Genomic DNA, 12,806 nt, shown 5'->3' on the forward strand with positions numbered 1-12,806 from the left:
GGGTCAGGCCCGGTGTGAGGAGGCGAATGCCTCCGCGTCCCAGTCGCCGCCGAGCGCGGGAGCCAGCCAGCCGCCCGCGCCCGCCCGGAAGGCCGCCGGGCCCAGTGCTCCCGCGCCCTCCGGTACCGCTCCGAGCAGCGGCGCACCGGCCGCCTCCGGCAGGTCCCTCAGGTTGCAGCGCTGGGCCAGGTCCGGAGCGGCCGGCCAGCTGCCGACCACCACGCCCGACTGCGTGATGCCCCGTGCCCGCAGCGCCTCCGCCGTCAGGGCGGTCGCGTTGAGGGTGCCGAGTCCCGCCGGCGCCACCACGAGCACCGGCGCGCCGAGCAACCGGGCCGCGTCGGCGAGCGTGCCGCCCCCGGCGTCGAAGCGGACCAGCAGCCCGCCCGCTCCCTCCAGCAGCACCAGATCGTGGTCGGCGGCCAGCTCCCGGGCCGCGTCGGCGATCTCCAGCGGTCCGACCGGGGCCATCCCGGCCCGCCGCGCGGCCGTTGCCGGGGCCAGCGGTTCAGGGAACCTGGCCAGTTCGACCGAGGTCACGGCGCCGCCGAGCCGGACCACCTCGTCGGCGTCCCCCCGATCGCCCGGCGCGAGTCCGGTCTGCGCCGGCTTGAGCACGGCCACCGACCGGCCGCCGGCCGTGGCCACGGCGGCCACGGCGGCGGTCACGATCGTCTTGCCGATCTCCGTACCCGTACCGCTGACGACGATGACGGTCATGCCTGGGTGCTTCCTCTCCGGTCGCCCGCGCCGATGCGGGCGGGTCAGGCCGCCGACGCGGCGGCGCGGACCGCGGCGCAGATCCGCGCCACGTCGCCGTCGCCGGTCACGAACGGCGGCATGGTGTAGATCAGGTCGCGGAACGGCCGCAGCCACACGCCCGCCCGGACGGCCGCGTCGGTCGCCGCGGCCATGTCCACCTCGTGGTCGAGCTGGACCACGCCGATGGCACCGAGCACCCGCACGTCGACGACCCCGGGCACCTCCACGCAACCGGCCAGCCCCGCCCGGAGCCCCGCCTCGATCCGCTTGACCTCCGTTGCCCAGTCCTGGGACAGCAGCAGGTCGATCGAGGCGCAGGCCACCGCCGCGGCCAGCGGATTGCCCATGAAAGTGGGCCCGTGCGCCAGCACCGGAACCTCGCCGCGCGAGATCCCCTCGGCCACCCGCGAGGTGCAGAGCGTCGCCGCCATCGACAGGTACCCGCCGGTCAGCGCCTTGCCCACGCACATGACGTCCGGGGCGACGCCCGCGTGACCGGCGGCGAACAACGAGCCCGTACGGCCGAATCCGGTCGCGATCTCGTCGAAGACCAACAGCACGTCGTGCTCGTCGCACGCCTCGCGCAGCACCCGGAGGTACTCGGGAGCGTGGAACCGCATGCCGCCCGCGCCCTGCACCACCGGCTCCACGATGACCGCGGCCAGTTCGTCGGCGTGCCGGCCGATCCGTTCGCGCAGCAGCTCCGCGTACGACTCCTCGTAGCCCGTGGGCGGCGCGTCCGCGAAGACCTGACGCGGGAGCACGCCCGACCACAGCTCGTGCATCCCTCCCTCGGGATCGCACACCGACATCGGCTGCCAGGTGTCGCCGTGGTATCCGCCGCGCCAGGTGAACAGCCGCTGCTTGCCGGGCCGCCCCACCGACCGCCAGTACTGGAGGCACATCTTGGCGGCGACCTCGACGGCGACGGAACCCGAGTCGCTGAGGAAGACGTGCCGGAGCGGCTCGGGGGTGATCTCGACCAGCCGAGTGGCGAGCCCGACGGCGGGCTCGTGGGTGAGCCCGCCGAACATCACATGGCTCATCCGGTCCAGCTGACCACGTGCCGCCTCGTTGAGCACCGGGTGGTTGTAGCCGTGGATCGCGGACCACCACGAGGACATTCCGTCGATCAACTCGGTCCGGTCGAAGGCCGCTTCCGCGAGCTGGAGACGAACCCCGGACGCGGACGCGACGACCAGCGGGTCCGTACGGCCGGGCATCGGGCCGTAGGGATGCCAGACGTGCGCCCGGTCCAGGGCCACCAGTTCGCCGCTACGCATTCGGCGCGATGTCCGTGCCGGCTCCGCGACGGCGGACGGCCACCAGATCGGTGCGGGCGTTCGCCTCCTCGGCGTCCCCCGCCGCGACGCCCTCCCGAGGCGCCGAGGCCGGGACGCTCTCCGCCGGCGCCGCGTGCCCGCCGCACGGGCCGCAGCCGCCGGACTGCCCGTGCCCGCCGCACGCCGCGCCCGACCCGGCCTCGGCGTGCGCACCGCAGCCCCCGGCATTCGCGGCGGCGTCCACCCGGTGGCGGGGCAGCGTCGTCGTCCCCGCGCCCTCCACCTCGAACCCCGCGTCCGCGATCATGTCGAGGTCCGCCTGCCCGGCCTGCCCCTCACTGGTGAGGTAGTCGCCCAGGAAGATGGAGTTCGCCACGTGCAGGGCCAGCGGCTGCATCGAGCGCAGATGCACCTCACGGCCACCGGCGATCCGCACCTCCACGTCGGGGCAGACGAAGCGGACCATCGCCAGGATGCGCAGACAGCGTTGCGGGGTGAGGTTCCACTCCTTGGCCAGCGGGGTGCCCTCGAAGGGGATCAGGAAGTTCACCGGCACCGAGTCCGAGTCCAGCTCACGCAGCGCGTAGACGACGTCGACCAGGTCCGCGTCGCTCTCGCCCATGCCCGCGATCAGGCCCGAGCAGGCCGACAGACCGGCGGCGTGCGCCTTCCGCACGGTGTCCACGCGATCCGCGTAGGTGTGCGTGCTGGTGATCTCCCCGTACGTCCCCTCGGAGGTGTTGAGGTTGTGGTTGTAGGCGTCGGCGCCCGCGGCCCGCAGCCGTTCCGCCTGGCCGTCCGAGAGCAGGCCGAGGCACGCGCATACCTCGACGCCCTCGTTCTGCTCCTTGATGGTCTCGATGGTCCTGCCGACCCGGTCCACGTCCCGGTCCGTCGGACCGCGTCCACTGGCCACCAGACAGACCCGCTTCGCACCGCCCGCGACACCGGCCGCGGCGGCGTCGGATGCCTCGTCCGGCTTCAGCCAGGTGTACTTCAGGATCCCGGCCGTCGAGCCCAGCCGCTGCGAGCAGTACGAGCAGTCCTCGGGGCACAGCCCTGACTTCAGATTGACCAGATAGTTCAGCTTCACCCGGCGGCCGAACCACTGGCGGCGTACCTTGCCGGCCGCGGCCACCACATCGAGCAGTTCGTCGTCGGAGGTCGCCAGCACGGCGAGCGCTTCTTCACGGGTCGGCAGCTCGCGCCGCAGCCCCTTGTCCACCAGCGTGTTCAGCAGGTCCATAAAGGCTGATCCTGACGTACGGCACACCCTGCGGCCAAGGAGGAACTGAACAAACGAGCCCGTTTGAGGTGTGTGCATGGCCACACCCTGACCTCGCCCGAGGAGAGTTAGGGTCTGTGCGCTGCCTACAAAAGGATCTGCCCCATGCACCGGGACGAGGACACGCGCCCGAAGGCGTTCGACTGGATCGACGCCGAGGCACGCCGACGCGCCGAAGCCGGACTCGTCCGCACCCTCCGGCCGCGCCCCGCCGAATCGGATCTCCTCGACCTCGCGAGCAACGACTACCTGGGCCTGACCCGGCGCCCGGAGGTCACCGAGGCGGCGGCCGAGGCCGCCCGCCGCTGGGGCGCGGGCTCCACCGGGTCCCGGCTGGTCACCGGCTCCACCCGGCTGCACGCCCGGCTCGAACGCGAACTCGCCGAGTTCTGCGGATTCGAGGCGGCCCTCGTCTTCTCCTCCGGCTACACCGCCAACCTCGCCGCGCTCACCGCGCTGAGCGACCGCGACGGGCTGGTCGTGTCGGACGCGGGCAACCACGCCTCGATCGTGGACGGCTGCCGGCTCTCCCGCGCCGAGACGGCCGTGGTACCGCACGCCGATCCGGAGGCGGTGGACAAGACCCTGCGGAGCCACCGCGGTCGCCGGGCCCTCGTGGTCAGCGACTCGGTCTTCTCCGTCGACGGCGACAAGGCACCCCTGCCGGAACTCGCCGCCGCCTGCCGGGCGCACGGGGCGGCGCTCGTCGTCGACGACGCCCACGGTCTGGGTGTGCTCGGCGCCGGCGGCCGGGGTGCCCCGCACGCCGCCGGACTCGCGGGCGCCCCGGACGTCGTCGCCACGCTCACCCTCTCCAAGTCGCTGGGCAGCCAGGGCGGCGCTGTCCTCGGCCCCGCCCGCGTCATCGAGCACCTGGTGAACACGGCCCGTACCTTCATCTTCGACACCGGACTCGCCCCCGCCGCGGTGGGGGCGGCGCTCGCGGGCCTCCGCCTGGTCCGGAAGGAACCCGGGCTCGCCGAGCGGGCACGGACGGTCGCGACGACACTGCACCGGCTGCTCACGGAAGCCGGCCTGACGGCGACGCGCCCCGACGCGGCCGTCGTCTCGGTCCGCGCACCCTCACCGGAAGCGGCGCTGGCCTGGGCGGCGGACTGCCGAGAACAAGACCTGGCCGTGGGCTGTTTCCGCCCGCCGTCGGTCCCGGACGGCATCTCACGGCTGCGCCTGACAGCCCGTGCGGACCTCAGCGACGCCGAGATCGACCGAGCCGTCGCCACCGTCCTCCGTACGGCCCGGCGGTAGCACGTCCCCGGGTGACGGGTGACGGGGGTCTCGCCCTCGCCCGCATACGCCGGACCGTGGAGCGCCGGTGGTTCCGGACCCCCGCCCGACCCGTTTCGCTCCCCCCGGCGGCCCGCGGCGCCCGGTCCGACGCCGTACCTCCGCCGGTCCTGCGCCGCACCTCCGCTCCCGGAGGCCGTCCCGGAGCGGACGGTGGCCGTCGCCACGGCGGAGTCCTCCGCTGCCCCGGCCCACGGCCGATAGCAGAGTTCACTGCTTCCGACGATGGATATGTGGATATCTTGGTGGATCGACACCCATGACGGCACGGGAAGTGGCAGTCTGGCGCGAAGCGCGATCCGGGGCGGGCCCCGGTGCGGAAAGGGACTACGTCGCCATGGCAGATCACCAGGAAGCAACCGTCACTCTGCCGAGCGATCCGGCCTCGGTCTTTGTGGCCCGGAGGTTCGTCGCGGACGTCCTGACCGAGTGGGGACTCCCGCTAGGCGACGACATGGCCGAGACCGTGCGGCTCGTCGTCTCGGAGCTGGCCACCAACGCCGTCCAGCACACCTTCGGGCAGTCGCCCACCTTCACCGTCGACGTCCGCCTGGAGCGCGAGGAGCAGCTCCGCATCGGTGTCACCGACAGTTATCCGCGCTGGCCCAGACGGCTGCCCGCGGCGGTCCAGCAGGACAACGGCCGCGGCATGGTCATCGTCCGCATCCTCACGGCCGAGGCGAAGGGACGGCTCTCGGTCACCCCCACCGACGACGGCGGCAAGACTGTCTGGATCAGCCTTCCGTGGACACCCCCGCTGCCTCGGTAGCGCCCCGCCCGCCAGGAGGGCCGGTCCGGGGCGCCCGGTCGAACCCGCCGCGCAGCAGGGCCCGCAGCGACCGTGCCGCCGGGCCCGACTCCTCTCCGCGGTGCGCCACCGAGATGGTCCGCCGGAAGGACACGGGTTCCAGGGCCCGGACCCCGAGCGGCTCCGGCGCCATCGAGGCGACCATCTCCGGTACCACCGCCACGCCGAGTCCCGCGCTGACCAGTGCGCACACCAGGGCGTAGCCGGGTGTCCGGCAGACCACCGCCGGAGTGGCGCCGATCCGTGCCAGCGCGTCCTCCACACCCCGACGTGGGGGATGGCCCGGCGCGCTGCTGATCAGCGGACGGCCCGCCAGCTCCGCGAGGGGCAGCCGGCCGGTGCCCTTCGCCAGGGCATGGCCCGGCTCCGTCACCAGGACCAGCTCCTCCACCAGCAGGGTCTCCAGCTCCACGCCCGGCGGTGGCGGGGTGGACTCCGCCGGCTCGTACGTGTGGGTCAGCGCGAGATCCACCTCGCCGGACGCGACCGCCCGGACACCGGCCGGCGGCTCGTACTCCGCGACCGTCAGCTCCACGTCCGGATGCGCCCGGCGGAACGCGCTGAGCACCGGTGGCAGCAGATGGACGCCGACCGTGGTGAACGTGCCCACCCGCAGCCGGCCGCCGGACAGCCCGCTGATCCGGGCCAGTTCGTGACGCGCGCGCTCCATCTCGTCGAGGACGCGCCGCGCCCGGGTGACCAGCAACTCGCCTGCGGGCGTCAGCCGTGCCCCGCGGTGGTGCCGCACGAGCAGCGCCGCACCCGCCTCCCGTTCCAGCTTGGCGAGCTGCTGCGAGAGCGCGGGCGGAGTGTAGCCCAGCCGGGTGGCGGCCCGGGTGATCGAGCCGTCCTCGGCGACCGCGACCAGCGCGGCGAGCCGCACCAGATCCTGCATGAAGCGTTCCTTTGGGCAGACCCACGAGATTCCGTCTTCACCCTAGAGGCAGGGCGGGGGCAGTCTGGGGCCATGGACGGACAACTGATCGCCTTTCTCGGGGTCGCGGCGGGCATGGTGGCCATGCCCGGCGCCGACTTCACCGTCGTCGTACGCGGCGCGCTCGCCGGGCGCCGGACCGGGGTCGCCTGTGCCGTCGGTGTGGCGGGCGGGCTGCTGGTGCACACCGCGCTCGCCGTGGCGGGCCTCGCCGCCGTGCTGATCGCGGTACCGGCGCTCTACCGTGCCCTCCAGATCGCCGGTGGGATCTACGTGCTCCTGCTCGGTGTCCAGGCGCTACGCGAGGCGCTGCGGGCGTCGACGGGGGAGCCCGCGGACACGGCCGGTGAGCCGGGGGTGCTGCGCGGGCTGCGGCAGGGCTTCCTGACCAATGTGCTCAATCCCAAGGCCCCGGTCCTGTTCCTGAGTCTGCTGCCGCAGTTCGTGCCGGACGGCGCGGCCGTGGTGCCCCGCACGCTGCTGCTGGCGACGGTCGTGGTGCTGCTGGCGCTCGTCTGGTTTCCGCTGGTCGCGGTGTCGGTGGACCGGCTCGGTCCCTGGCTGCGCCGTCCCCGGACCGCGCGCACCGTGTGCGGGGTGACCGGGGGCGCGCTGGCCGCGCTGGGGCTGTCCCTGCTCGCGGCCCCGCTCTCGGCGGGCTGAGAGCCTGTCGGCTCTCGCGCCCCGCCGTCGCTCCGGGACGGCGGGGAGGGTGGCCTCCTGTGGTGAGTGCCTGTCAGGAGCCGCGGGTGAGGGAGTCAGCGGACGCGGCCGTAGTAGACCTTCGACGACCAGATCTTGTCGAGCTTGACCCAGGACCCGGTCTTGGGGGCGTGCCAGATCCGGCCGCTCCCGGCGTAGATGCCGACGTGGTACACCCTGCCACCGGTGTGGAAGAAGACCAGGTCGCCCTTCTGCCTGCCGGCGGCCCGGATGTGCCGGGTCTTGTCGTACTGCTGCTGCGCCGTACGGGGCAGCGACTTGCCCGCCCGCTTGTACGAGTAGAGCGTGAGCCCCGAGCAGTCGAACCGGGTGGGTCCGGTCGCCCCGTACCTGTACGGGGCGCCCTTCTTCGAGGCCGCGACGTTCAGCGCCTTGCCGGCGTACGAGGTGGCGGCCTCGGCCTCCGGCGTGGCGCCCGGTGCCAGCAGTGTGCCGCCGACGGCGGCCAGGGTGAGAGCCGAGACGGCTCCGGCCCGGAACAGCAAGGACGGGACATGTGCCTGCGCGGTCATGCGCAACCCTTCGTCAGCCGCCTGTGAAGGATGACCTGTCGGGTTCGGGCTGGCGAAGTCGCCCGGCCGCGGCTGCGGCTTCACCCCGAGGAACGGCCCCACCGGCCGGCCGTCCCGTAGTGCTCGGGTCCTCCACTCCTGCCGATCCACTCCTGTCGACCAGGCATCCGGGACGGCGGCAGGACTCGGCGTCCGCCCGGACCGCCCCGCCGCGGTGGCGGGGGCTTGTCGTCGTCACGGATCTTGACCCACGAACCGGTCGAAAACCGAGCTGAAACGGCGATATGTGAGGCTCCTCACGACTGATCCGTTCGGGTGGACAGGCTGGTTTGGCGATCTTCGGAGGGGTGCCTGCAGGGCCCCGCACCAGCGACGGAACCCCCGGTGCACCCAGATGTGTGCACCTGTCGCGCAACTCGCCCCGGTCGTAAGCGGATTCGCCGGCTACGCCGAACGAGGGAGCGATTCCGTCGACCCGCTGGGCCGACTGGGTCTGGACGCGACACGCCCTCGTGTCAACTCGTCTGAGCACTCGGCACCGTGACGCGTCCGGCCCGCCGCTCCCCGTCCAGTACGCGCAGCGCCCGGGCCAACGTGTCCGCGTGCACCTCGCTTTCGCCGCGTCCGTGCATCGTGGCCAGCGCGTCGCGCAGCGCGGTCGCGCGCCCCACCAGGGCCTGTGCGGCCCGGAGCGCGCCGTAGGTGTGCGAAGCCCTGGACGGGTTGACGCGGCCGAGCAGGTCCACGACCTCCAGGTAGGCGTCGACGAGTTCGCCCTCGGCGCGCGTCAGCGCGGGCAGCGGCGGCAACTCGGGCACCACGGCCGCCTCACCGCGCCCCGAGGCCGCCGGCCGCGGGGCGATGGTGGACCACGTGGTCCACCAGGCCGTAGGCGGTCGCCGCCCCGGCGTCCAGGACGGTGGTCCGGTCGATGTCGGCGTCGATCCGTTCGCGGCTCCGGCCGGTGTGGGTGGCCAGCATCCCGGCCACCATGGTGCGCAGGCGCAGCAACTCCCCGGCCTGGATGACGAGATCGCTCGGCTGCCCGCGCAGCGGCTCGTCCGTCGAGGGCTGCCGGAGCAGGACCCGCGCACCGGGCAGGATCAGCCGTTTCCCCGGCGCCCCCGCCGCGAGCAGGACGGCGGCGGTGGACGCCGCCTGGCCGAGGCAGGTGGTCTCCACGTCGCAGGTGACGACCTGCATCGTGTCGTAGATCGCCGACATGGCGCTGAGCGAGCCGCCGGGGGAGTTGATGTACAGCGAGATGTCCCGGTCCGGCGCGGCGTACTCCAGGTGCAGGAGCTGTGCGATGACGTCGTTCGCCGAGGTCTCGTCGATCGGTGTGCCCAGGAAGACGATCCGCCCCTCCAGAAGCCTTGAGTACGGATCGAGGGTGCGGTCGCCGTAGGCGCTCCGCTCGGTGAACTCGGGCAGCACGGAGCGGGCGTCGGGTCGGGTCATGGCGGTGCGCCTCCATCGGTGGCCTCGTGGATCTGTCAAAAATGTACAGGACGTACAGGCCGTAAGATGAGAGTCATGGCCTACGAGATTCCGGTGACGCAAGCACGTGCTGAGCTCGCCGACTTGATCAACCGCGTGGTGTACGGCGACGAGCGCGTCGTCGTGACCCGGCACGGAAAGCCGCTCGTGGCGCTCGTCTCCGCAGCTGACCTGGAACGACTGGAGGCGGAGGAGGCGCGCGAGGCATCGGAGGCCGAGGAGCAGGTCGTCTCGTCGCTCTCCCGCGTCCGCACCCTCGCGTCCGCTCCGGGCGAACAGGGCCGCTTCGGCATCGCCGCGCGCCACCGCGAGCCGGGCGTCTGACCACCAGCAGGGCACCCGGTCGGACGCCGTGGGCGCGCGCCCTCCTCGTCACCGCCCAGGCCGTCGTCGCCCGGCGGGCACTCCTCGGCGACGCCGCGGTCGAGGTCCTGGTGGGCGGGCTGCGCGGGCTCATGTCCATGCGGCCGCCAAGCCCGAGTTAACGCGCCGGAAAAACTTCCGCCCTAACGTGCAAAGTCCGGCTCGGCGGCCCGTCATCGCAGCTCAACGGAGTATCGAAGATCGGTAAGGTCCGCTGCTGTCCGGGGAGAGCCCGCTGGACGACTGTGAGGTGGAAGAGTGCAACTGACCCCGCACGAACAGGAACGCCTGCTCGTCCATGTGGCGGCGGACGTGGCGGAGAAGCGCAGGGCGCGCGGTGTGAGGCTCAACCACCCGGAGGCCGTCGCCCTGATCACCTCCCACATCCTGGAGGGTGCCCGCGACGGCCGGACCGTCGCCGAGCTCATGTCCAGTGGACGCGAGGTACTCACCCGCGACGAGGTCATGACCGGGATCCCCGAGATGCTGCACGACGTCCAGGTCGAGGCCACCTTCCCGGACGGCACCAAGCTCGTCACCGTCCATGACCCGATCGTGTGAGGAAGGAGCGCCGCCGATGATCCCGGGAGAGATCCTGCACGGTGACGGCCCGATCGTCCTCAACCAGGGCCGTGCCGTCACCCGCCTCACCGTCCTCAACGCCGCCGACCGGCCCGTCCAGGTCGGCTCCCACTACCACTTCGCCGAGGCCAACCCCGGCCTGGACTTCGACCGCGCCGCGGCCCGCGGCCGGCGGTTGCACATCGCCGCCGGTACCGCCGTGCGCTTCGAGCCCGGCATTCCGGTCGAGGTCGAACTCGTCCCGCTGGCAGGCCGGCGGATCGTCCCGGGTCTGCGGGCGGAGACCGCCGGCCCCCTCGACGCCCCGGCGGGCGCCGGGGCGGAGGAGGCCCACCGTGCCTGAGCTGCACCGCGCCGTCTACGCCGACCTGTTCGGTCCCACCGTCGGCGACCGTATCCGGCTCGCCGACACCGCCCTGCTCGTCGAGATCGAGGAGGACCGCTCCGGCGGCCCCGGCCGGGCCGGCGACGAAGCCGTCTTCGGTGGCGGCAAGGTCATCCGGGAATCGATGGGCCAGTCGCGGACCACCCGCGCCCAGGGCGCACCCGACACCGTCGTCACCGGCGCCGTGGTCCTCGACCACTGGGGTGTCGTCAAAGCCGACGTCGGCATCCGCGACGGCCGGATCACCGGCATCGGCAAGGCCGGGAACCCGGACACCATGGACGGGGTCCACCCTGACCTCGTGATCGGCCCCGAGACCGAGATCATCGTCGGCAACGGCCGGATCGTCACCGCGGGCGCCGTCGACGCCCACGTCCACTTCATCTCCCCGGGTCTCGTCGACGAGGCGCTCGCCGCCGGGATCACGACCCTGGTCGGTGGTGGCACCGGACCCGCCGAGGGCACGAAGGCCACCACGATCACCCCCGGTCCCTGGCACCTGGCGCGCATGTTCGCGGCTCTGGAGAACGCGCCCGTGAACATCGGTCTGCTCGGCAAGGGCAACACCATGTCCCGTGACGCCATGTACTCCCAGCTCCGGGGCGGCGCCCTGGGATTCAAGATCCACGAGGACTGGGGGGCGACCCCGGCGGTCATCGACGCCTGCCTCGGCGTCTGTGAGGAGACCGGCGTCCAGCTCGCCGTCCACACCGACACCCTCAACGAAGCGGGATTCGTCCGGGACACCCTCGCCGCGATCGCCGGGCGCACCATCCACGCCTACCACACCGAGGGTGCGGGCGGCGGACACGCGCCGGACATCATCACGGTGGTCTCCGAGCCGCACGTACTGCCCAGCTCCACCAACCCCACACGGCCGCACACCGTCAACACCATCGAGGAGCACCTCGACATGCTGATGGTCTGTCATCACCTCAACCCGGCCGTCCCGGAGGACCTGGCCTTCGCCGAATCCCGCATCCGGCCCTCGACGATCGCCGCCGAGGACCACCTCCACGACCTCGGCGCCGTCTCGATCATCTCCTCCGACTCCCAGGCCATGGGACGCGTCGGTGAAGTGATCATGCGGACCTGGCAGACGGCGCACGTGATGAAGCTGCGTCGCGGAGCGCTGCCCGGCGACGGCCGCGCGGACAACCACCGGGCCCGCCGCTACGTCGCGAAGTACACCATCAATCCCGCGATCGCCCAGGGCCTCGACCACGAGATCGGCTCCGTCGAGACCGGAAAGCTCGCCGACCTGGTCCTCTGGGAGCCGGCCTTCTTCGGAGTGAAGCCCCTGGTCGTGCTGAAGGGCGGCCAGATCGCCTACGCGCAGATGGGCGACGCCAACGCCTCCATCCCCACACCCCAGCCGGTCCTGCCCCGGCCGATGTTCGGGGCCCTCGGCAAGGCCCCGGCGGCCAACTCCGTCAACTTCGTCAGCCAGGCGGCGATCGAGGACGACCTCCCCGGACGTCTGGGGCTGGACAAGGGGTTCACGGCGATCCGGAGCACCCGGCGGATCACGAAGGCTGACATGCGGGAGAACGACGCCATGCCGCGTGTCGAGGTCGACGCCGACACCTTCACGGTGACGATCGACGGCGATCCGGTCGAGCCTGCGCCCGCCGCCGAACTTCCGATGGCCCAGCGGTACTTCCTCTTCTGATGGACGCGCACACGCCCAGCCGGGCCGCCCTGCTGGTGCTCGCCGACGGCCGCTTCCCCGCCGGCGGGCACGCCCACTCCGGCGGAGTCGAGGCCGCCGTCGCGGCGGGCCGGATCACCGACGCGGCCGGCCTGGCGGCCTTCTGCCGGGGCCGCCTGCACACCACGGGGCTGACCGCGGCGGCGCTGGCCGCGGCGGCGGCGTTCGGACACGACCCTGCCGAACTCGACGCCGCCGCCGACGCGCGGACGCCGTCTCCCGCCCTGCGGGCCGCCGCCCGCAAACTGGGCCGCCAGATGATGCGGGCCGCGCGCGCCGCCTGGCCCTGCCCCGAACTCGACGCGCTCGCCACCGCGTTCCCCCGTGGCGCCCACCAGCCCGTCGTCCTCGGCACCGCCGCCCGCGCCGCCGGACTCGGACCCTTCGACGCCGCGTCCTGCGTCGCGTACGAGACCGTCAGCGGCCCCGCGACCGCCGCCGTGCGCCTCCTCGGCCTCGACCCCTTCCAGGCCACGGCCGTCCTCGCCCGTCTCGCACCCGAACTGGACCGGGTCGCCGAGCGGGCCGCCGCTGCCGCCCGGCAGGGAGCGGACGCGCTGCCCGCCGCCTCGGCGCCGCTGCTGGACATCACCGCGGAGCAGCACGCGACCTGGCCCGTCCGCCTCTTCGCCTCCTGACCCTCCCACGGACAC

15 protein-coding genes and 1 riboswitch are annotated in these 12,806 nt (G+C 73.0%); of the genes, 8 read left to right on the plus strand and 7 right to left on the minus strand.

Annotated features, from left to right (window positions below; translation table 11 throughout):
- Nucleotides 1-3: 3 nt before the first annotated feature.
- The 3 genes from bioD to bioB are packed head-to-tail and all read right to left on the minus strand — an operon-like array spanning nt 4 to nt 3,291.
- On the minus strand, nt 4-720 hold the full coding sequence (gene bioD / locus OG393_RS28835; protein WP_327377608.1) for a dethiobiotin synthase: 717 nt from the start codon (nt 718-720) through the stop codon (nt 4-6).
- A gap of 44 nt (nt 721-764) precedes the next feature.
- The gene (locus tag OG393_RS28840) at nt 765-2,045 is read right to left on the minus strand and encodes an adenosylmethionine--8-amino-7-oxononanoate transaminase (RefSeq protein ID WP_327377609.1); all 1,281 of its coding nucleotides are present in this window, start codon (nt 2,043-2,045) and stop codon (nt 765-767) included.
- The gene (gene bioB, locus OG393_RS28845; RefSeq protein WP_327377610.1) at nt 2,038-3,291 is read right to left on the minus strand and encodes a biotin synthase BioB; all 1,254 of its coding nucleotides are present in this window, start codon (nt 3,289-3,291) and stop codon (nt 2,038-2,040) included. The genes OG393_RS28840 and bioB overlap by 8 nt, the downstream gene beginning before the upstream one ends.
- Nucleotides 3,292-3,435: 144 nt before the next feature.
- Here bioB and OG393_RS28850 point away from each other — a divergent pair, with 144 nt between their 5' ends.
- Together OG393_RS28850 and OG393_RS28855 are read left to right on the plus strand one after the other, a co-directional pair.
- Entirely contained in the window at nt 3,436-4,596 is a 1,161-nt protein-coding gene (locus OG393_RS28850) for an 8-amino-7-oxononanoate synthase (protein ID WP_327377611.1), read from the plus strand.
- Nucleotides 4,597-4,972: 376 nt separating this feature from the next.
- Complete coding sequence (locus OG393_RS28855; RefSeq protein ID WP_327377612.1) at nt 4,973-5,404, plus strand: ATP-binding protein; 432 nt, start codon at nt 4,973-4,975, stop codon at nt 5,402-5,404.
- Here OG393_RS28855 and OG393_RS28860 read toward each other — a convergent pair.
- Entirely contained in the window at nt 5,370-6,338 is a 969-nt protein-coding gene (locus tag OG393_RS28860) for a LysR family transcriptional regulator (RefSeq protein WP_327377613.1), read from the minus strand. The two genes, OG393_RS28855 and OG393_RS28860, sit on opposite strands and share 35 nt — an antisense overlap.
- A gap of 72 nt (nt 6,339-6,410) precedes the next feature.
- Between OG393_RS28860 and OG393_RS28865 the strand changes: the two genes are divergently transcribed.
- Nucleotides 6,411-7,040 (plus strand): LysE family translocator, encoded by a 630-nt coding sequence (locus OG393_RS28865; RefSeq protein ID WP_327377614.1) that lies wholly within the window; start codon nt 6,411-6,413, stop codon nt 7,038-7,040.
- A gap of 95 nt (nt 7,041-7,135) precedes the next feature.
- On the opposite strand, the gene OG393_RS28870 is transcribed toward OG393_RS28865, so the two are convergent.
- The 3 genes from OG393_RS28870 to OG393_RS28880 form a co-directional block, all read right to left on the minus strand.
- Nucleotides 7,136-7,612 carry a C40 family peptidase gene (locus OG393_RS28870; RefSeq protein ID WP_327377615.1) on the minus strand — a complete coding sequence of 159 codons (477 nt, stop codon included), beginning with the start codon at nt 7,610-7,612 and terminating at the stop codon, nt 7,136-7,138.
- Between the two features lie 3 nt (nt 7,613-7,615).
- A riboswitch (cyclic di-AMP (ydaO/yuaA leader) is annotated at nt 7,616-7,788 on the minus strand.
- Nucleotides 7,789-8,127: 339 nt separating this feature from the next.
- Nucleotides 8,128-8,433, minus strand: a complete 306-nt coding sequence (locus tag OG393_RS28875; RefSeq protein ID WP_327377616.1) for a hypothetical protein — start codon at nt 8,431-8,433, stop codon at nt 8,128-8,130.
- 7 nt (nt 8,434-8,440) lie between these two features.
- On the minus strand, nt 8,441-9,073 hold the full coding sequence (locus tag OG393_RS28880) for an ATP-dependent Clp protease proteolytic subunit (RefSeq protein ID WP_327377617.1): 633 nt from the start codon (nt 9,071-9,073) through the stop codon (nt 8,441-8,443).
- A gap of 75 nt (nt 9,074-9,148) precedes the next feature.
- On the opposite strand from OG393_RS28880, the gene OG393_RS28885 reads away from it, so the two are divergent.
- From OG393_RS28885 to OG393_RS28905, 5 genes are all read left to right on the plus strand, one after another.
- Nucleotides 9,149-9,436, plus strand: coding sequence for a type II toxin-antitoxin system Phd/YefM family antitoxin (locus tag OG393_RS28885; protein WP_327377618.1), 288 nt, complete (start codon nt 9,149-9,151; stop codon nt 9,434-9,436).
- A 297-nt stretch (nt 9,437-9,733) separates the two neighbouring features.
- Nucleotides 9,734-10,036: an urease subunit gamma gene (locus OG393_RS28890; protein WP_327377619.1), complete on the plus strand. Its 303-nt coding sequence runs from the start codon at nt 9,734-9,736 to the stop codon at nt 10,034-10,036.
- A 16-nt stretch (nt 10,037-10,052) separates the two neighbouring features.
- Entirely contained in the window at nt 10,053-10,400 is a 348-nt protein-coding gene (locus tag OG393_RS28895) for an urease subunit beta (RefSeq protein ID WP_327377620.1), read from the plus strand.
- Entirely contained in the window at nt 10,393-12,114 is a 1,722-nt protein-coding gene (locus OG393_RS28900) for an urease subunit alpha (protein ID WP_327377621.1), read from the plus strand. Before OG393_RS28895 ends, OG393_RS28900 begins: the two co-directional genes overlap by 8 nt.
- A complete protein-coding gene (locus OG393_RS28905) occupies nt 12,114-12,791 on the plus strand; it encodes an urease accessory protein UreF (protein WP_327377622.1) in 678 nt (225 codons plus the stop codon). The genes OG393_RS28900 and OG393_RS28905 overlap by 1 nt, the downstream gene beginning before the upstream one ends.
- Nucleotides 12,792-12,806: the final 15 nt, after the last annotated feature.

This window comes from Streptomyces sp. NBC_01216, from assembly GCF_035994945.1.
Lineage (GTDB): Bacteria > Actinomycetota > Actinomycetes > Streptomycetales > Streptomycetaceae > Streptomyces.